This window comes from Burkholderia sp. BCC1638, from assembly GCF_902833195.1.
Lineage (GTDB): Bacteria > Pseudomonadota > Gammaproteobacteria > Burkholderiales > Burkholderiaceae > Burkholderia > Burkholderia diffusa.
In genome coordinates, this window is record NZ_CADFEC010000030.1 from 1 (window position 1) to 18,500 (window position 18,500).

Here is an 18,500-nt window from a genome sequence, read left to right on the forward strand (position 1 = left end):
ACGCCCTTCACGGCTTCCCCTTCGCAACCGAGACTCCCCGTACCCTAAAATGCAGCTTCCTTTAACGACCATCCAGCTCCAAGTACTCCGCTCCCGCCAGGCTCCTTTTGGTTTTGGAAAGTACTTCGAAGCGGCACGGCACGCATACTGGTTCGGGCTTCTGTTCGGGTCGCCCTCGAATTTGCGGTGATGTCGCTCGTCATGGCACCCGGCATGACCGCGATCGACGCATTGGCGTTCAGTCCGGGGCTGCGTTGGGACAGCTTTTTTCTCGTCAACAACCACAAAAAACATCATTTCGCCCACGCGGGCCTGTCAGCAGAATGTCTCCATTCCCACTCGCGCAACGACACGAGCGTCGCAGCGAGCCGCACTTCAAGGAGACAGCCGTGGCAGTGGAAACAACCTCAATCGATACGCTGGTCGTCGGAGCCGGCCAGGCCGGCGTGGCCATGAGCGAGCACCTGGACAAGCTCGGCGTGCCGCATCTCGTGCTGGAGCGCGACCGCATCGCCGAGCGCTGGCGCACCGGCCGCTGGGATTCGCTGGTCGCGAACGGCCCCGCGTGGCACGACCGTTTTCCGGGGCTCGAATTCGACGGCCTCGATCCCGATGCGTTCGCATCGAAGGACCAGGTCGCCGATTATTTCGAAGCCTATGCGCGCAAGTTCAATGCGCCGATCCGCACCGGCGTCGAAGTGAAGAACGTCGTGCGCAACACGGGCAAGCCGGGTTTCATCGTCGACACCTCGGACGGCACGATCGAGGCGAACCGCGTGGTCGTCGCGACGGGCCCGTTCCAGCGCCCGGTCATCCCGCCGATCGCGCCGGACGATGGCGGCCTCATGCAAATCCACTCGGCCGATTATCGCAACCCGGCGCAATTGCCCGATGGCGCGGTGCTGGTGGTCGGCGCGGGTTCGTCGGGCGTGCAGATCGCCGACGAGCTGCAGCGCGCGGGCCGGCAGGTCTATCTGTCGGTCGGCCCGCATGACCGCCCGCCGCGCGCGTATCGCGGCCGTGACTTCTGCTGGTGGCTCGGCGTGCTCGGCGAATGGGACAAGGAAGTCGCGACGCCCGGACGCGAACACGTGACGATCGCGGTGAGCGGCGCGCGCGGAGGCCACACGGTCGATTTCCGCGCCCTCGCGCACCAGGGCGTGACGCTCGTGGGGCTGACGAAGGCGTTCGACGGCGGCGTCGCGGTGTTCGAGCGCGATCTCGCGACCAATCTCGCCCGCGGCGACGAGAACTACCTGGCGCTGCTCGATGCGGCCGACGCGTACGCGGCGCGCAACGGCCTCGACCTGCCCGAAGAACCTGAAGCCCGCCGCATCCTGCCGAATCCGGATTGCGTCACGCAGCCGATCCTCGCGCTCGACCTGGCCGGCGCCGGCGTCACGTCGATCGTCTGGGCGACAGGCTACGCGGTCGACTACGGCTGGCTGAACGTCGACGCGTTCGCCGCGAACGGCAAGCCGCAGCATCAGCGCGGCGTGTCGAAGGAGCCGGGCATCTATTTTCTTGGTCTGCCGTGGCTGTCGCGGCGCGGCTCCAGCTTCATCTGGGGCGTGTGGCACGACGCGAAACACATCGCCGACCACATCGTCACGCAGCGCAAGTACCTCGACTATCACGACGCGTCGCAACGCCGCGCGCAAACGCGCACCGGGCACGACGACACGTCGCACGCGGGGCAGGCCGATGCGCGCCCGCTGGTCGACGCGATCGGCTGATACGCGCTCGCGCCACGTGCCGCGCCCGGCAAGGCGCCCGGACGCGGCGACCCCGCTACAACCGGAACCCCGCCGCGACCGCGCCCGGCGCGGCGGGTGAACCCACCGTCAATCGAAGGACCTCGATGAGCCAGCCTACCCACACCCGTATCCGCATGTTCAATACGAAGGATACCTACCCGAACCAGACGCTCGACAACGACCTGTGCCAGGCCGTGCGCGCCGGCAACACCGTCTACGTGCGCGGCCAGGTCGGCACCGATTTCGACGGCAACCTGATCGGCCTCGGCGATCCGCGCGCGCAGGCCGAGCAGGCGATGAAGAACGTGAAGCAGTTGCTCGAGGAAGCCGGCAGCGACATCACGCACATCGTGAAGACGACGACCTACCTGATCGACCCGCGCTATCGCGAGCCCGTGTATCAGGAAGTCGGCAAGTGGCTGAAAGGCGTCTACCCGATTTCGACGGGGCTCGTCGTTTCGGCGCTCGGCCAGCCGCAGTGGCTGATGGAGATCGACGTGATCGCGGTGATCCCGGACAACTGGCAGCCGAACCGCGCATAGGAGGCGACATGACTTTCTCCATCGTCGGGCGCTGCCCGGAAACGGGCCAGCTCGGGATCGCGATCAGCTCGTCGAGCATTGCGGTCGGCGCGCGTTGTCCGTGGGTGCGCGCGGGCGTCGGCGCGGTCGCGACACAGAACGTCACGCTGCCGGCGCTTGGCCCGCAAATCCTCGATCTGATCGAGCACCAGCAGCTCGCACCGGCTGCCGCGCTCGACCGCGCGGTCAGCGCGAACGGCTGGAGCCAGTACCGGCAGGTCACGGTGATCGACGGGCAGGGACAGACCGCGTGCTTCACCGGGAAGGAAGCGCTCGGCACGCACCATGCGGTGCAGGGCGAGCAATGCGTGGCGGCCGGCAACCTGCTGGCCGCGCAGGCCGTGATCGACGCGATGGCGCGCGCGTTCGAGCAGGCGCCCGGGCTGCTGGCCGACCGCCTGCTGGCCGCGATGCATGCGGCGATCGCGGCGGGCGGCGAGGCAGGGCCGGTGCATTCGGCCGCGCTGAAGGTGGCCGGCGATGTGACCTGGCCGATCGTCGATCTGCGCGTCGACTGGGCCGATGCCGATCCGATCGGGCAGCTCGATGCGCTGTGGCGCGCGTATCGCCCGCAGATGCAGGATTACCAGACACGCGCGCTGAACCCGACTGCCGCGCCGAGCTACGGAGTGCCGGGTGATGAGTGACACGTCGAGCCGCGCATTGCTCGAACGGTTGATCGGCTTCGCGACGGTCAGCCGCGATTCGAATCTCGCGATGATCGAATTCATCGGCAATTACCTCGACGGCCTCGGCGTCTCGAGCGAGCTGTTCTACAACGCGGAACGCACGAAGGCGAGCCTGTACGCGACAATCGGGCCGCGCGATCGCGGCGGCATCGCGCTGTCGGGCCATACCGACGTGGTGCCGGTCGACGGCCAGGCGTGGACGGTCGAGCCGTTCCGGCTGACCGAGCGCGACGGCCGGCTGTACGGGCGCGGCACGGCCGACATGAAGGGCTTCATCGCGTCGGTGCTCGCGGCCGTGCCGGCGTTCGTCGCGCGGCCGCTGCGCCTGCCGGTGCATCTCGCGTTTTCGTATGACGAGGAAGTCGGCTGTCTCGGTGTGCGGCCGATGCTCGATGCGCTGGCCGCGCGCGAGCACCGGCCGCGTCTGTGCCTGATCGGTGAGCCGACCGAACTGAAGCCGGTGATCGGTCACAAGGGCAAGCTCGCGATGCGCTGCCACGTGAAGGGCGCCGCGTGTCACTCGGCATACGCGCCGCTCGGCGTCAACGCGATCGATTACGCGGCGAAGCTGATCGGCCGGCTCGGCGAGATCGGCGCGGCGCTCGCGCGGCCCGAGCATCACGACAGCCGCTTCGATCCGCCGTTCTCGACCGTGCAGGCCGGGCTGATCAAGGGCGGCCGTGCGCTGAACATCGTGCCGGCCGAATGCGAATTCGACTTCGAGGTGCGGGCGCTGCCGGCGTTCGACGCATATGACGTGCCGAGAAAGCTGCAGGATTATGCGGAATCCGAACTGTTGCCGAAGATGCGCGCGGTGCAACCCGATACCGATATCCGGCTGCAACCGCTCGGTGCGTATCCGGGGCTCGCGACGTCGCCGGACAGCGAAGCCGCGCGGCTGCTCGCGATGCTGAGCGGCTCCGACACGTTCGGCACGGTCGCGTTCGGCACAGAGGGCGGGCTGTTCGGGCAGGCCGGCATTCAGACCGTGGTGTGCGGGCCGGGCAGCATGGACCAGGGACACAAGCCCGACGAGTTCGTCGCGGTCGAGCAGCTGCACGGATGCGACGCGATGCTGGGCCGTCTCGCGGCGTATCTCGCTTCGGATGACTGATCAGGCCGCGGAGCCGCATGCCGCATCTCGCACGCTGCCGCTCCGCGGCGCGTGCGGTTTCTTTGTTGCTATCGCGCCGATTCCGCGACGATCTGCGCCAGCCGCTCGCGGCAGAACTCGACGAACGACTGCGCCTGCTTCGTCAGCTGACCGCGCTTCAGCCGCGCGCTCACGAGTCCCGACGGACTCACCGTTTCGCTGAGGGCGATCGTCACGACGCGCCGGCCATCGTACGTGTATTCGGAGTGCGGCCGCGTGACGAGCAGCGAGAAGCCGAATCCCTGGCCGACCATGCCGCGCACCATTTCGATCGACGGCGAAGCGAACACGATGTTCGGCGTGAGCCCGAGCTCGCGAAACAGGCTGACGAAGTATGTGCGGCTCGGCAGCACGTCGAGGAGAATCATCGGCTCGACGCTGAGGTCGTGCAGCGACACGTGCGACTGGCCCGCGAACCGGTGGTTTTCCGGCAGCAGCACGTATGGCTGCTGCGGCGGCATCAGCGGCTCGGTTTCGATCGTACCGTCGAGATCGTGGTCGTAAAGGAACGCGAGATCGAAGGTGCCGGCCGTCAGGCCCTGCACGAGCTCCTGCTGGTCGCCGTCGCGCAGCCGGATGTTGACGCCCGGATAGCGCTCCCGAAAACCCGCGATCAGTTGCGGCAGATAGAGCGGCGCGACGGTCTCGAAGCAGCCGATGTCGATCTGCCCGGTGATCACGTCGTTGTCGGCGAGCGCGTTCTGTTCGAATTCGTGCGCGATGCGCAGCAGTTCCTGCGCCTTCCGGTAGAAACGCGTGCCGGATGGCGTCAGCGACACGCCCTGCGCGTGATGGCGGATAAACAGCTTCACGCCGAAGCTTTCCTCGAGCCCCTTGATCGCGCTGGAGATCGACGGCTGCGCGATGAAGAGCTGGCGCGACGCCTCGGCGACGCTGCCGGATTCCACCGCCGTCACGAAATATTTCAGTTGCCGCAAAGTGTAGTGAGCCACAGGCACCTCTGATGCTCGGCACCGCGCACATGCGTCGCCGGAGCGCGTAATCGGTCCATCGTTTCGGGTAGCACCTTACCTGAAGAAAATCGGCGCCGACGTTTCCGCTGCAGAGCTTTTTCGTATGTCTCGGAAATATTTTTAGTATTTTCCGGGCGCCGCATGCGTGGCGCACCGTCGTCTCCAATCCGGATCGCGACAAAAGCGCGCATGCGCGCGGCGAACCGCCGCCAGCATATCCGGACCCGATTGCAGGCGCACGCTTCGGCGCGCGCCGGCTGACACGGCACGCGCGCATCGCCGCGCAGGACAGGAGACTTCGCCATGACGACCGCGGACCGCAACGCGTCCCCCATGATAGAGAAACACACGATCGGCTACGTGCCGCCCGCAGAACGCCACGGCAAGGTGCGCGACCTGTTCACGCTCTGGTTCGGCGGCAACATCGCGCCGCTGCCGATCGTGACCGGCGCGCTCGGCGTGCAGCTCTTTCACCTGAACCTGATGTGGGCGATCGTCGCGATCGTCGTCGGCCAGGCGGTCGGCGGCGTGCTGATGGCGCTGCATTCTGCGCAGGGGCCGCAGATGGGCATCCCGCAGATGATCCAGAGCCGCGCGCAGTTCGGCTCGTGGGGCGCGCTGCTGGTCACGGTGATCGCGGCGGTGATGTACGTCGGCTTCTTCGCATCGAACATCGTGCTGGCCGGCAAGTCGGTGCACGGCATCGCGTCGTCGGTGCCGGTGCCCGTCGGCATCGTGATCGGCGCGGTGGGATCCGGGCTGATCGGAATCGTCGGTTACCGGTTCATCCATATCCTGAACCGGATCGGCACGTGGGTGCTCGGCATCGGCATCGTGGTCGGCTTCTGGATGATCCTGTCGCACGTGAGCACCGCCGATTTCCTCACGCGCGGCGGCTTCGATTTCGCCGGGTGGCTGGCGACGGTGTCGCTGTCCGCGTTGTGGCAGATCGCGTTCGCGCCGTACGTATCTGACTATTCGCGTTACCTGCCGGAGGACGTCGGCGTCGCGTCGACGTTCTGGGCGACCTATCTCGGCTGCACGATCGGCTCGACGCTCGCGTTCATCTTCGGCGCGGTCGCGGTGCTCGCGGTGCCGGCCGGCGCGGACACGATGGATGCGGTCAAGCAGGCGACCGGCCCGCTCGGCCCGCTGATGCTGGTGCTGTTCCTGCTGAGCGTGATCAGCCACAACGCGCTGAACCTGTACGGCGCGGTGCTCGCCGTCATCACGTCGGTGCAGACCTTCGCGTACAAGTGGATTCCGACCGCGAAGACGCGCGCGGTGGTGTCGGTGGTGATCTTCATCGCATGCTGCTACGCGGCGATCGGCGCGTCGACGAACTTCGTCGGCAATCTCGTCGATCTCGTGCTCGCGCTGCTCGTCGTGCTGGTGCCGTGGACGGCGATCAACCTGATCGACTTCTACGTGATCCACAAGGGCAAGTACGACATTCAGTCGATCTTCATGGCGGACGGCGGCGTGTACGGCCGCTTCAATCCGCAGGCGCTGCTCGCGTATGCGATCGGGATCGCCGTGCAGATTCCGTTCATGAACACGCCGATGTATGCGGGCCCGATTCCCGCGCATCTCGGCGGCGCAGACCTGTCGTGGCTCGTCGGGCTGGCGCTGACGTCGCCGCTGTACTACTGGCTCGCGACGCGCGACAGCGCGTACCGGCGCCGGCAGACGGGCGCGCAGCTGCCGTCGTCGGCGGCGCGATAAGCGGATCGTCTCTCGACGTGACGAAAGGAAGCGGCCGCCGCATCGGATGCGACGCGGCGGCCGGGAGACGGGGAAGAGGGGCGGCGAGCAGGTTCAGGCGCGCGGCATGTCGTACCGGACATTGCAAACTCGCCCGCTCCGCGAATCACACGCCCGCGGAACGCGCGACCCGCACCGGCACCGACTTGTACGACGGCGTGCCGCTTTCCTTGTCGATGTAGTCGAGCGGCACGAGCACGTTCGCTTCCGGGTAATACGCGCCGACCGACCCCGGCGCGATGTCGTATTCGATCGCGGTGATCTTCTCGAGACGCAGCGTGCGGCCGGATGCGGTGATCGTCTCGACGTCGACGAGGTCGCCATGTTCGAGCCCGTACTTCGCGAGATCGGCCGCGTTCATGAACAGCACGTCGCGCCGCCCGAACACGCCGCGATAGCGGTCGTCGAGCCCGTAGATCGTCGTGTTGTACTGATCGTGGCTGCGCAGCGTGATCAGCCGCAGCACCTGCTCTGCGCCGAGCACGTCGGCGTCTTCCTTCACGCCCTTGTAGACCGAGAAAGTCGCCTTGCCGGTCGGCGTGGGCCACACGCGCTCGGTGGGCGGCAGCGGCAGGCGGAAGCCGCCCGGCCTGCGGATCCGTTCGTTGAACGACTCGAAGCCGGGCACCGTGCGATCGATCAGGTCGCGGATGCGGTCGTAGTCGGCGATCAGGTCGAGCCATGCGACCTTGCTGTTCGGCAGCGTCGCATGCGCGATTCCGGCGACGATCGCGGGCTCCGAGCGCAACTGGTCGGACGCCGGCTTGAGCTTGCCGGCCGATGCATGGACCATCGACATCGAATCCTCGACGGTGATCGACTGCCGGCCGCTCGCCTGCATGTCGAGCTCGGTGCGGCCGAGCACGGGCAGGACGTAGGTTTCCTTTGCCACCAGCAGATGCGAGCGGTTCAGCTTCGTGCCGAGATGCACGCTCAGATCGAGCTTCGCCATCGCGGGGAACGACAGCTCGGGATCGGGCAGCGCGACCGCGAAGTTGCCGCCGAGGCACAGCAGCGCCTTGGCCTGGCCGTCGATCATGGCCTGCATCGCCTGCACCGCGTCGTGCCCGTGATGCACGGGCGGCTTGAAGCCGCACACGTCCTCGATCTTCTGCAGGAATTCGGCCGACGGCTTCTCGGTGATGCCGACGGTGCGGTTGCCCTGCACGTTGGAGTGGCCGCGCAGCGGGCATATGCCTGCACCGGGCTTGCCGAAGTTGCCGCACATCAGCAGCAGGTCGGCGATCAGGCGCACGGTCGCGGTGCCCTTGTTGTGCTGCGTGACGCCCATCCCATACGTGACGATCGTCGCGTTCGACTTCGCGTAGGCGAGCGCGACCTGTTCGAGCTGCGCCTGGCTCAGGCCGCTCGCGCGCTCGATGTCGTTCCACGACGTCGCCTGGAGGTCGGCGGAGAACGCGTCGAAGCCGTCGGTGTGCTGCGCGATGAAGTCACGGTCGAGCACGTCGCCGCGCTCGGCCTCGAGCCGCAGCAGCGCCTTCATGATGCCTTTCAGCGCGGCGGCGTCGCCGCCCGCGTCGACCTGATAGTACGTCGAAGCGATACGTGTCGAGCCGAACGACGCCATCTCGATCATGTCCTGCGGATCCGCGAAGCGTTCGAGCGCGCGCTCGCGCAGCGGGTTGAACACGATGATCGGCACGTTGCGGCGCGAGCACTCGTGCAGCGTGCCCATCATTCGCGGGTGGTTCGTGCCGGGGTTGTGGCCGATGGAGATGATCAGTTCGCAGTGGTCGAAATCCTCCAGCGACACCGTGCCCTTGCCGATTCCGATCGACTGCGGCAGGCCGACGCTGGTCGGCTCGTGGCACATGTTCGAGCAGTCGGGGAAATTGTTGGTGCCGAGCTCGCGCGCGAAGAGCTGATACAGGTATGCGGCTTCGTTCGACGCGCGGCCCGACGTATAGAACTCGACCTGCTCGGGCGGCAGCGCGCGCAGCACCTCGCCGATGCGCGCGAATGCGTCGTCCCATTCGACTGCGCGGAACGTGTCGGTCGCGCGATCGTAGACGAGCGGATGCGTGAGCCGGCCCATGTTCTCCAGCTCGTAGTCGGACAGCCGCAGCAGCGACGACACCGTGTTCGCCGCGAAGAACTCGGGCGTCACGCGCTTGGTCGTCGCTTCCCACGTGACGGCCTTCGCGCCGTTCTCGCAGAACTGGAACGTCGACTTGTGTTCCTTGTCGGGCCAAGCGCAGCCGGGGCAGTCGAAACCGTCGGGCTGATTCGTCCGCATCAGCACGATCGGCGCCTCGATGGTTTCCATTTGCGTGCGCACGGCCTCGGCTGTCGCGCGAAGCGCGCCCCAACCGCCGGCGGGCCCATCGTACTTCCTGATGCCTGGCACTTCGCGTCGATTTGTCATGTGAATCTCCATGAGCCGGACCCGCTGCGGGGTGGCTCGGGTTGCGCCGCGTCGCGGCGTGGGGCGGTTCCGGCCCGCGGACGGAGCCGGTCATGCGGGCCCGTGCATCCGGGCCCGTCGGGTTTCAGTGCGCGTCCATCCTCGCACCGGACGACGTCTTGCCGAATGCCTTCGCGACCGGTTGCGCGCATGCCGAGGCCGTGCCCTCGCGCAGCACGCACCGGTACGGCGACCGGTCGCGTTCGACGCCAGCAACGCCGGCGCTTCGCGGAGCCCGCCGCATTACTTCGACTGCGTTCAAAATAGCGAATCGGGCCGGGGCCTACAAGACACAGTTCCGCATCGGCCCGGCCGTGAATTGCACCCTCACATGCATGTGCTGGGGAGACGCAAGGAGTACAGACGAGCGCGCATGCGGGTGCGGCGTGCGGGATACGAAAAGTTGGCGGCGTGCAATGCGCGCGCGTGGGCGCGCATCGCGGCGAAGCGGCATCAGTCGGAGAGCGTCATCGCAAGTCGCTGTCGTGCGATCTGCTTCACGGCGGATGACAGGGCTGCATCCTGCAGATCATTGGCCCAGACGGAGAATGAATCCTCGATCAGGTTGCGGGTGTCGGGCGGCAGCTCGGCCAGCATTAGCGCTACCACGGTGAAGAGCACGGCGGTGTCGCCGGCGTGGCGGCTCGCGTTCGCGTCGACGGCCTGCTTCAGGCTGTCGACCGACGCTTGCAGCGCCTGTAATGCGTCATTCGATTCGCTCATTTCACGCCTCCATTCAGGATGGTTCGGCGACGACGAACGTGCGGCCGGCAACGCGGCCGGTGCACGCGATGCCCGGCAGGCATCGCGCGCGGGCGGGACGTCAGGTCGCCGCGGTGGCCTGCGGCGCCACGGCCACCGATGCCTCGCTCGTCAGCATCAGGAACGTGAACGTTTCGCGCAGGTACAGGCGAACGACCTTGTCGGTGTGACTCGTGTAGCCGATCGACACGTCTTCGCCGAGGTGAAGTTCATAGTCGCCGCCGCGGGTGGACAGCACGCAGCCGCCGCTGATCGCCGGCGCCCAGATGATCTCGCCGCTGACGATGCGCTTGATGTGGCCGAGGACCGGGTAGCCCTGGTCGCGCGCTTCGCTCAGCGCCGTGTAGGCATCCGAACCGAGCACGACCGAGTACGGGCCGTCGACGCCGGCGAGCCGCAGTGCTTCCAGCGCGTCGCTGATCGCGTCCGGGTACGCGCCGACGTCGGCCGGCAGCGTGAGCTTGCGGTTCGACGTGCCTTCGCGGATGCCGACGATGTCCGCGGCCAGGTAGCCGTCGAAGATTGCGCCGTCTTCCGCGAATGCGAGCCGTTGCGCGGCGTCCTTCGCCGGCTGCCAGTCGGCGTCGCGCGCGCCGCGCTCGACGCTGTCGATCGCATCGCGACTCAATTCGAACGGCACCGTGAGCTCGACGATCGTACGCACTTCGCGCAACCGTGCGCTCACCTGCTCGCGCGGCGCGGCGACCTCGCGCAGATGCCCGGTGCCGACGGCCGACAGCGCGGGGCCGGCCGGGCCCTCGACGTCGACCACGCGGCGCCCGGCCACCGAGCGCTTGAAGGTTCGCGCCACTTCCTCCTCGATCTGTTCCCAGGCGGCGGAGGAAACGGGCGCGAGTTCGCGGTGCAGGTTATTCATGGGCTTTGGCTCCTTTCAGCGATCCGATGTTCAGCGAGCCGTCACGGCGCGACTCGGGCGAGGTGGGTGCCGGCTGCGAGGCGATGGCGTCCGCGGCCGGTGCGGCGCGATCGGCGAGCGCTTCGAGCAGGTCGGCCGACGGCACGAAGAACAGCGAGCCGGTGACCGCGCGGCTGTAGTCGAGCAGCCGGTCGTAGTTGCCGGGCGGGCGGCCGACGAACATGTTCTCGAGCATCTGTTCGATCGGCGCCGGCGAGCGCGCGTAGCCGATGAAATAGGTGCCGAATTCGCCGTAGCCGGGGCGCCCGAACGGCATGTTGTCGCGCAGGATCTTCACTTCCTTGCCGTCTTCGTCGAGCGTGGTCAGCGAGCTGTGCGAGCACGACGGTTTCACGTCCGGCGCGAGCTCGATGTCGGACAGCTTGGTGCGCCCGATGATGCGCTCCTGCGTCTCGACCGCGAGCGCGTTCCAGCCGGCCATGTCGTGCAGGTACTTCTGCACGATCACGTAGCTGCCGCCCGCGAATGCCGAATCCTCGTCGCCGATCACCGTGAAGTCGACCGCCTCGCGGCCTTCCGGGTTCTCGGTGCCGTCGACGAAACCGATCATCGCGCGCTGGTCGAAGTTGCGGAAGCCGTGCACCTCGTCGACGACCGTGACCGCGTCGCCGAGCGCGCCGAGCAGTTGGGTGGCGAGTTCGAAGCACAGATCCATCGCCTCGGCGCGGATGTGCAGCAGGATGTCGCCCGGCGTCGCGACCGCGACACGCTGGCCGGCGCCGAATTCACGGAACGGATGCAGCGACGCGGGGCGCGGATTGCCGAACAGCGCATCCCATGCGTCGGCGCCGAAGCCGCACACGCAGGACAGGTTGCCGCCCGGCACGCGCTTGCCGACCGAGCGCACGAGCGCGGCGATATCGCCGCACCACGCGCGGATCGTGTCGGCGCGGTCGGCGCCCGAGTTGACGGTTGCGACGAGGAAGATCGCGCTGCGCGTGATCGGACTGTGAACGGCCTGGGAGAGCGGGGGAAGGGTTTGCATCGCGGCCTGCCGGTCAGTCATGTCGGGACGGACGGGCCGCGAATGCCGCGGCGCGCGAAGACGAACGGTTGGACTGTGTCATGCGACTGTTCTCTTTGTGACATGCGGATGAAGGACGTTCGTTGCGCATGCGTCGCGCAACGGGCCACGGCGGCGGCCTGCCGCCCGGGCGCAAGCGGTGGCAGGGGTGGCCGCGCATTCGCCCGGCGCGTGACCTCGCCGCACCGCGTGACGGCGTCGAGCATGCAATCTAGCAGCTTCGGCGGGTCTTTGGAACACGTATCGGCGAACTGTCATTCGAATGGATTGATCGGGGTCCGATTTCGCGCAGCGGGCGTGCAGCTGTACTCCTGAAGCGCGCGGCGCTGTGCTCTTGAGCGGGCGTGGCGCGTGCAGTAGATTGGATTCGCTCCGCCCGCCGACGAGAACCATCATGATGAACCTTCTGGGAGAGACGCGTATTTTCGGTGCAGTGATCGAGCATGGCGGGGTGTCCGGCGCGGCGTCCAGCCTGATGCTGGGCAACGCGCAGGTGAACGCGCGGCTCGATTGCCTCGAACGGTATCCCGGCTGCCGGTTGTTGCCGGACCGCATGGGCGACGAGATGCCGGCGTCGCGTTCCATGAGTGCTACCGCCCGGATAGATGCGTGCGCAACCGTTCATCCTCGCGAAACCATCCGCCGTGGCGATGGAGTATCGACCGCGGCATCCAAGCCATTGCACGGGCCGTCGTTTTGAATACGTCCACTGTTTCTGCCGATACGGCCGCCGAGCGCATCCGCCGCCGCTTCGGACACTTCCTCCATGCGGCCGAGCTGGCCGGGCTGATCGTGATCGGTCTCGCGACCGCGTTCGCGATGTCGCAGGAAGCGTGGAAGGTCGTGCTCGCGGGCGAGGTGTCGCTGACCGACCTGCTGCTGATGTTTCTGTATCTCGAAGTGCTCGCGATGGACGTGCGCTACCTGCGGCTCGGCCGGCTGCCGGTGCGCTTTCCGCTGTTCATCGCGATGACGTCGCTTGCGCGCGACCTGATCCTGCGCGGCGCCACCGACAGCCCCGAGCGAATGCTGATGACCACGTTCGGGATCGTGCTGCTCGCGGTGGGCGTACTGATCCTCAGTTTCGGTCAGCATCGTTTTCCGGCGGAAGTCGACGATGTCGAGGAAGATGCGCACCCGCGTCGGTAACGCCGCCCGCGCGGGTCTCGCCGGCGCTGTCGGCGAAGAACGAAGGATTCCACATCGATAGCGGCGTCATCGTTGAAATGGGGGCAACCGGCAAGCTCGCCGTGTCCGGCACGGATTGGCCGTTCAAGAGCGGCCCGCCAGGCCGCACGCCGTGCACGGCATGCGGATTGCTTCGCATACCTGACACCCGCGCACGCGTATCCAGCGTGTTGCGCCGCAACGTCGATGACGTTCCGCGCCGGTTGCGGATCGCGTACGAGCCATGGTTCGCGTTTGCGTGCGCCGCGGGGTCGTTCATCCCGGCTCTTTTCAGGAAGGACGCCGATAATGGGATCGTTACCTCAGCCGGGAGCCGCGCCATGTCCGGAAGCGACGCATCGTCTTCACGCCCCGATCTTGCGCAGGGCATTTCGCTCGATGACATCGCCGACGGCGCGATGATCGAGGGCCAGGTCGGCGACGACACGGTGCTGCTGGTGCGCCGCGCCGACGCCCTGTTTGCCGTGGGCGCGCAATGCCCTCACTACGGCGCACCGCTGGCCGACGGGCTGCTGGTCGGCGACACGATTCGCTGCCCGTGGCATCACGCGGCGTTCTGCTTGCGCACCGGCGAACGGCTGCGTGCGCCGGCGCTCGACGGCCTGACGTGCTGGCGCGTCGAACGTCGAGACGGCCGCGCGGTCGTGCTCGGCGCGCAGCCTGCCGCGTCGCCGCCCGTGTCGAATGCCCCCGGATTGCCCGAATCGGTGGTGATCGTCGGCGGTGGCGCGGCCGCGATCTCGGCGGCCGTGACGCTGCGGCAGGAAGGCTACCCGCACGCGATCACGCTGCTGAGCGCGGACAGCGAGCCGCCGTACGATCGACCGAACCTGTCGAAGGACTATCTGGCCGGCACGGCCGAAGCCGACTGGCTGCCGCTGCGCGGCGCGTCGTTCTATACCGACCAGCGCATCGACGTGCGCTGCGGCACGCGCGTCGCGCGGATCGACCCCGCGCAACACGCGGTCGAGCTCGCGGACGGCAGCCGCGTCGGCTACGGCGCGCTGCTGCTCGCCACTGGTGCCGAGCCGAACCGCCTGACCGTACCGGGCGCCGATCTTCCACACGTGTGCGTGCTGCGTTCGCGTGCCGATTGCGATGCGCTGATCGGCAAGCTGAAGACCGCGCGGCGCTGCGTCGTGGTCGGCGCGAGCTTCATCGGCCTCGAAGCGGCCGCCGCGCTGCGCACGCGCGGGCTCGACGTAGATGTGGTCGCGCCCGACGCGCGGCCGATGGCGCGCGTGCTCGGCGACGCGCTCGGCGATACGATCCGCGCGCTGCACGAGTCGCACGGCGTGGCTTTCCATCTCGGCGTGACGCCCGCGCAGATCGCGCCGGATCGCGTCACGCTGTCGAACGGCGACGTGCTGCCGGCGGATGTCGTGCTGGTCGGCATCGGCGTGCATCCGAACGTCGCGCTTGCGCAGGACGCGGGGCTGGCCGTCGATCGCGGCGTGACGGTCGACCGTTTCCTGAAGACGAGCGCGCCGGACATCTACGCGGCCGGCGACATCGCGCGCTGGCCGGATCTGCTGACGGGTGAACGCATTCGCGTCGAGCACTGGGTCGTCGCGGAGCGGCAGGGGATCGCCGCGGCGCGCAACATGCTCGGCCGGCAGCAACCGTTCGACGCCGTGCCGTTCTTCTGGAGCCAGCACTACGACCTGACGGTGCGCTATGTCGGACACGCGGAGCAATGGGACCGCGTCGAGATCGACGGCGACCTGCGCGCGCACGACGGTTCGGTGACGTACTGGCGCGGCAATGCAAGGCTCGCGGTCGCGACGATCGGCCGCGATCTCGACTGCCTGCGCGCGGAAGCGGCGCTCGAGCAGCAGGGCGCGACGCACGCGTGAGCGGGCTGGCGACCGTGCGTTGAGGGATGCACGCTATGGTCAACGCGTTGCGTATGCAACGGTCGTTGCAGCGTCGCGACAAGCGCGGAGGCCGGTGTACCGCGACTCCGGTTGCGCCGTCGATGCGTTTGCGACGCTGTTCGCGACGACGAACCCGAACGCGAACCGCCCAGTGTTCCCCTCGCCGACGGGCGTGCGCCTTGCTCGAACAGCACGACGGTATCCATACCGTTTCCGCTTTCGACAAGGAGGGCCTGACATGAAAGCAGTCGTATTTCACGGCATCGGCGATATTCGCATCGATACGGTACCCGACCCGGAAGTCGCCGACGTGACCGACGCGGTCGTGCGCCTCACGGCCAGCGCGATCTGCGGCACCGACCTGCACATGGTGCGCGGCACGCTCGGCGGGATGAAGCCGGGCACGATCCTCGGCCATGAGGGCGTCGGCATCGTCGAGACGGTCGGGCGCGACGTGCGCAACCTGAAGCGCGGCGATCGCGGGCTGATTCCGTCGACGATCGCGTGCGGCAGCTGCGTGTACTGCCGCGCGGGCTACACCGCGCAATGCGACGTCGCGAACCCGGGCGGGCCGCGCGCGTCTCGTGCTATGCAACGACACGGGCGTGTCGCATGTCGCGGCGGCGTTCGGCACGCCGAGCATTGTCGTCGCCTGCGGCAGCGATCGGCGTCGACGACGTGATGGAAAGTGCGGGCGAACTGCTCGCGGAGGAGAGACGTCATGTCACGTAAGCCGTTGCGTGTGCTCACCTGGCACGTGCACGGCAATTATCTGAATTACCTGTCGCAGGCACCGCACGATTTCTACATCGTGACGAAGCCGCAGCATCCGCCCGGTTACGCGGGGCGGGTCGGGCACCTGCCGTGGGGCGACAACGTGTATGAGGTGCCCGTCGAGTGCGTGCGCGACACCGAGTTCGACTGCGTGCTGTACCAGCACACAATCACTACGCGCACGACCGGTTGCGGCTCCTGAGCGACGCGCAGCGGGCGTTGCCGGCGCTGTTCGTCGAACACGATCCGCCGCGCGAGCATCCGACCGACACGCTGCACCCGGTGCAGGACCCGAACGTGTTGCTGGTGCACGTGACGCCGTTCAACGCGCTGATGTGGGACAGCGGCGTCACGCCGACGCGCGTGATCGTGTTCGACTCGAGCGTGCGCAGCAATTTCACCTGCAATCCCGCCGGCATTTCCGCGATTTCGTCGAGAAACAGCGTCCCGCCGCGCGCGGCTTCGAACATGCCCACATGTTGTGGAACGGCGCCGGTGAAGCTGCCTTTTTCGTGTCCGAACAAATGGGATTCCGCGATGTCCTTCGGAATCGCGCCGCAATTGACGGGTACGAACGGCCCGCGCCGGCGCGGGCTCATGTCGTGGATGAGCCGCGCGATACCTCCAGCAGCAGATTCTGAATCGCTTGCGAGCGGCCGAACAATCGCGTGCCGTCATCGTCGGATTTCGACATGAGTGATATCGCGCTGGGAAGTATTGACCGAAATCGTCGAGGGCTGGATGAAAAAATGACCGTCATGCGTCGTTTTTTTTCATGTGGAAATCATACCTTTTATGCTGGAATTGCCGGATTGAATCTGGCAATGCCTCGGCCGCCGGGGGATAGATTTATTCGATGAGCGGCGATCGCGCGACGTGCTTCTTCTATTCTGCTAAGCACTCGTTTGTCATTGCAGGACAGCTAGTCTGCTCATTCGTGTGCAATGCGGACGTGGCGCCAGATGCCGGCGTCGTACCCCGCATCGCATGCCCGCCGCGGTTTCGGCGATCTTGGCGCCCGAGCCGCACCACCAAGGAGCTTCGATGCCTTATGTCCTGATCGTCGAAGACGATGCCGATACGCGCATGATGCTCGCGACGCTCGCACAGGCGCAGCAGCTCGCCTGCGACACGGCCGCGACGCTCGAAGAAGCGCGCACGCTCGTTTCAACGCATACCCCTGATCTCGTGCTGTGCGACCTCGTACTGCCGGACGGCAATGGGATGGATCTCTTTGACGCATTGCCCAAGCGCTCGCATTGCGAAATGGTGTTGACCACCGGTCATGCGAGCCTCGAAACCGCGATCGATGCGTTGCGGCGCGGCGCGAGCGACTATCTGGTTAAACCGCTCAACATGCAGCGGCTGAACAGCATCTTCGCGCGCGTGCCGCGCACCACCGCCCTGCACGAGGAAATCGCCGAACTGCGCTCCGAGCTGAAGCGTCTTGGCCGCTTTGGCCGGATGCTCGGCAGTTCGCCCGCGATGCAGGCCGTCTACGATGCGATCGGTCGCGTCGCGCGTACCGAAGCGTCGGTGCTGCTCACCGGCGAGTCGGGCACGGGCAAGGAACTCGCCGCGCAGACGGTTCACGATTTGAGCCTGCGCCGCCGCGGCCCGTTCCTCGCGGTGAACTGCGGCGCGATCGCGGCGAACCTTGTCGAGAGCGAGATGTTCGGCCACGACCGCGGCAGCTTCACCGGCGCCGAGCGGCAGCACAAGGGCTTCTTCGAGCGCGCGGATGGCGGCACGCTGTTCCTCGACGAAATCACCGAGATGCCGGTCGAATCGCAGGTCAAGCTGCTGCGCGTGCTGGAAACCGGGCGGCTCACGCGGCTCGGCTCGACGCGCGAGATCGATGTCGACGTGCGCATCGTCGCGGCGACCAACCGCGATCCGGAAGGTGCGATGGCGGAAGGCAAGCTGCGGCCCGACCTCTATCACCGGATCAACGTGTTTCCGATTCCGCTGCCGTCGCTGCGCGAGCGCGGCGACGACATCCCGATGCTCGCCGATGCATTCCTGCAGCGCTACAACGAGGAAAGCGGCCGCAACCTGCGCTTCGCGCCGGCCGCGCGCGAAGCGCTGAAGACTTACGCGTGGCCCGGCAACGTGCGCGAGCTGCGCAACTTCGTGCAGCGCGCGAGCATCTTCAGCGACGCTGATGTGATCGATACGCTGCCGCCGCCGATCATGGAAGAACTGTCGAACATGGTCGACTCGAACGAGGAGCGCGTGACGGTGCCGTTCGGCACGCCGCTCGAGGAAGTCGACCGCAAGCTGATTCTCGGCACGATCGCGCGATGCGGCGGCGTGAAGGCGCAGGCGGCGGAGGTGCTCGACGTCAGCCTGAAGACGATCTACAACCGGCTCGCGCAACTGGAAGACGAAGTGGAGAAACCGGATTCCTGATGTCGTGCAGGACATGCTCATGCGCGTGCGCCCGCAACCGAAGACGGCGTCGTCGAGATGAGGCGAGATGTCGAGCCGGCCCGTCGGAGCAGTCATGGCGTGAAGGTCTCCCGGCTCACCACACGCGGCCGAGCATGTAACGTGCTCGTTCGTTCGCGCATGGCCGTTCTCCGCCGGTTCGCC

General features: G+C 67.1%; 15 protein-coding genes and 4 pseudogenes. 13 read left to right on the forward strand and 6 right to left on the reverse strand.

Features of this window, described 5'->3' with window-relative positions:
• Positions 1–389: 389 nt before the first annotated feature.
• The 4 genes from HWX22_RS25860 to argE all read left to right on the forward strand — a co-directional run bounded on the left by HWX22_RS25860 (position 390) and on the right by argE (position 4,141).
• Complete coding sequence (locus HWX22_RS25860) at positions 390–1,736, forward strand: NAD(P)/FAD-dependent oxidoreductase (protein WP_175916654.1); 1,347 nt, start codon at positions 390–392, stop codon at positions 1,734–1,736.
• Positions 1,737–1,861: 125 nt separating this feature from the next.
• On the forward strand, positions 1,862–2,299 hold the full coding sequence (locus HWX22_RS25865) for a RidA family protein (protein WP_012337533.1): 438 nt from the start codon (positions 1,862–1,864) through the stop codon (positions 2,297–2,299).
• Between the two features lie 8 nt (positions 2,300–2,307).
• Complete coding sequence (locus tag HWX22_RS25870; protein ID WP_175916655.1) at positions 2,308–2,985, forward strand: DUF1028 domain-containing protein; 678 nt, start codon at positions 2,308–2,310, stop codon at positions 2,983–2,985.
• Entirely contained in the window at positions 2,978–4,141 is a 1,164-nt protein-coding gene (gene argE / locus HWX22_RS25875; protein ID WP_175916656.1) for an acetylornithine deacetylase, read from the forward strand. The genes HWX22_RS25870 and argE overlap by 8 nt, the downstream gene beginning before the upstream one ends.
• Positions 4,142–4,209: 68 nt before the next feature.
• Here argE and HWX22_RS25880 read toward each other — a convergent pair whose 3' ends face one another.
• On the reverse strand, positions 4,210–5,133 hold the full coding sequence (locus HWX22_RS25880; RefSeq protein ID WP_175916657.1) for a LysR family transcriptional regulator: 924 nt from the start codon (positions 5,131–5,133) through the stop codon (positions 4,210–4,212).
• A 324-nt stretch (positions 5,134–5,457) separates the two neighbouring features.
• Here HWX22_RS25880 and HWX22_RS25885 point away from each other — a divergent pair, with 324 nt between their 5' ends.
• Entirely contained in the window at positions 5,458–6,879 is a 1,422-nt protein-coding gene (locus HWX22_RS25885; RefSeq protein WP_059700782.1) for a cytosine permease, read from the forward strand.
• Between the two features lie 145 nt (positions 6,880–7,024).
• Here the strand turns inward: HWX22_RS25885 and HWX22_RS25890 are convergent, their stop codons facing one another.
• From HWX22_RS25890 to HWX22_RS25905, 4 genes are all read right to left on the reverse strand, one after another.
• The gene (locus tag HWX22_RS25890) at positions 7,025–9,304 is read right to left on the reverse strand and encodes an FdhF/YdeP family oxidoreductase (protein WP_175916658.1); all 2,280 of its coding nucleotides are present in this window, start codon (positions 9,302–9,304) and stop codon (positions 7,025–7,027) included.
• Positions 9,305–9,796: 492 nt separating this feature from the next.
• The gene (locus HWX22_RS25895) at positions 9,797–10,066 is read right to left on the reverse strand and encodes a hypothetical protein (RefSeq protein ID WP_059537134.1); all 270 of its coding nucleotides are present in this window, start codon (positions 10,064–10,066) and stop codon (positions 9,797–9,799) included.
• Positions 10,067–10,166: 100 nt separating this feature from the next.
• Positions 10,167–10,982: a family 1 encapsulin nanocompartment shell protein gene (locus HWX22_RS25900; protein WP_175908938.1), complete on the reverse strand. Its 816-nt coding sequence runs from the start codon at positions 10,980–10,982 to the stop codon at positions 10,167–10,169.
• Positions 10,975–12,048 (reverse strand): Dyp-type peroxidase, encoded by a 1,074-nt coding sequence (locus HWX22_RS25905; protein ID WP_175908939.1) that lies wholly within the window; start codon positions 12,046–12,048, stop codon positions 10,975–10,977. Before HWX22_RS25905 ends, HWX22_RS25900 begins: the two co-directional genes overlap by 8 nt.
• A 412-nt stretch (positions 12,049–12,460) precedes the next feature.
• Between HWX22_RS25905 and HWX22_RS25910 the strand changes: the two genes are divergently transcribed.
• The 6 genes and pseudogenes from HWX22_RS25910 to HWX22_RS25935 all read left to right on the forward strand — a co-directional run.
• Complete coding sequence (locus HWX22_RS25910; RefSeq protein WP_175916659.1) at positions 12,461–12,766, forward strand: LysR family transcriptional regulator; 306 nt, start codon at positions 12,461–12,463, stop codon at positions 12,764–12,766.
• Positions 12,763–13,215 (forward strand): phosphate-starvation-inducible PsiE family protein, encoded by a 453-nt coding sequence (locus HWX22_RS25915; protein WP_175908941.1) that lies wholly within the window; start codon positions 12,763–12,765, stop codon positions 13,213–13,215. Before HWX22_RS25910 ends, HWX22_RS25915 begins: the two co-directional genes overlap by 4 nt.
• A gap of 359 nt (positions 13,216–13,574) precedes the next feature.
• The gene (locus HWX22_RS25920) at positions 13,575–15,110 is read left to right on the forward strand and encodes an FAD-dependent oxidoreductase (RefSeq protein ID WP_175908942.1); all 1,536 of its coding nucleotides are present in this window, start codon (positions 13,575–13,577) and stop codon (positions 15,108–15,110) included.
• A 259-nt stretch (positions 15,111–15,369) separates the two neighbouring features.
• Positions 15,370–15,705 (forward strand): annotated as a pseudogene (locus HWX22_RS25925) (alcohol dehydrogenase catalytic domain-containing protein); the annotation flags it as partial.
• A pseudogene (locus HWX22_RS25930) lies at positions 15,701–15,863 on the forward strand (glycosyltransferase family 9 protein); the annotation flags it as partial. The pseudogenes HWX22_RS25925 and HWX22_RS25930, both read left to right, overlap by 5 nt.
• Positions 15,853–16,274: pseudogene (locus tag HWX22_RS25935) on the forward strand (glycosyltransferase family 1 protein); the annotation flags it as partial. The pseudogenes HWX22_RS25930 and HWX22_RS25935, both read left to right, overlap by 11 nt.
• On the opposite strand, the pseudogene HWX22_RS25940 reads toward HWX22_RS25935, so the two are convergent.
• Positions 16,259–16,599, reverse strand: a pseudogene (locus HWX22_RS25940) (sigma 54-interacting transcriptional regulator); the annotation flags it as partial. The pseudogenes HWX22_RS25935 and HWX22_RS25940 overlap by 16 nt on opposite strands.
• Here HWX22_RS25940 and HWX22_RS25945 point away from each other — a divergent pair.
• Both HWX22_RS25945 and HWX22_RS25950 read left to right on the forward strand, forming a co-directional pair.
• Positions 16,598–16,765, forward strand: a complete 168-nt coding sequence (locus tag HWX22_RS25945) for a hypothetical protein (RefSeq protein ID WP_175916660.1) — start codon at positions 16,598–16,600, stop codon at positions 16,763–16,765. The pseudogene HWX22_RS25940 and the gene HWX22_RS25945 sit on opposite strands and share 2 nt — an antisense overlap.
• Positions 16,766–16,949: 184 nt before the next feature.
• Positions 16,950–18,317, forward strand: coding sequence for a sigma-54 dependent transcriptional regulator (locus tag HWX22_RS25950; protein WP_175908943.1), 1,368 nt, complete (start codon positions 16,950–16,952; stop codon positions 18,315–18,317).
• The last annotated feature ends 183 nt before the right edge of the window (positions 18,318–18,500 follow it).

Bases quoted from the DNA above. Each gene is read 5' to 3' on its own strand.
- HWX22_RS25865 (WP_012337533.1), top strand. From the start codon at position 1,862: ATGAGCCAGCCTACCCACACCCGTATCCGCATGTTCAATACGAAGGAT.
- HWX22_RS25870 (WP_175916655.1), top strand. From the start codon at position 2,308: ATGACTTTCTCCATCGTCGGGCGCTGCCCGGAAACGGGCCAGCTCGGG.
- argE (WP_175916656.1), top strand. From the start codon at position 2,978: ATGAGTGACACGTCGAGCCGCGCATTGCTCGAACGGTTGATCGGCTTC.
- HWX22_RS25885 (WP_059700782.1), top strand. From the start codon at position 5,458: ATGACGACCGCGGACCGCAACGCGTCCCCCATGATAGAGAAACACACG.
- HWX22_RS25890 (WP_175916658.1), bottom strand. From the start codon at position 9,304: ATGACAAATCGACGCGAAGTGCCAGGCATCAGGAAGTACGATGGGCCC.
- HWX22_RS25895 (WP_059537134.1), bottom strand. From the start codon at position 10,066: ATGAGCGAATCGAATGACGCATTACAGGCGCTGCAAGCGTCGGTCGAC.
- HWX22_RS25900 (WP_175908938.1), bottom strand. From the start codon at position 10,982: ATGAATAACCTGCACCGCGAACTCGCGCCCGTTTCCTCCGCCGCCTGG.
- HWX22_RS25905 (WP_175908939.1), bottom strand. From the start codon at position 12,048: ATGACTGACCGGCAGGCCGCGATGCAAACCCTTCCCCCGCTCTCCCAG.
- HWX22_RS25910 (WP_175916659.1), top strand. From the start codon at position 12,461: ATGATGAACCTTCTGGGAGAGACGCGTATTTTCGGTGCAGTGATCGAG.
- HWX22_RS25920 (WP_175908942.1), top strand. From the start codon at position 13,575: ATGTCCGGAAGCGACGCATCGTCTTCACGCCCCGATCTTGCGCAGGGC.
- HWX22_RS25945 (WP_175916660.1), top strand. From the start codon at position 16,598: ATGAGTGATATCGCGCTGGGAAGTATTGACCGAAATCGTCGAGGGCTG.
- HWX22_RS25950 (WP_175908943.1), top strand. From the start codon at position 16,950: ATGCCTTATGTCCTGATCGTCGAAGACGATGCCGATACGCGCATGATG.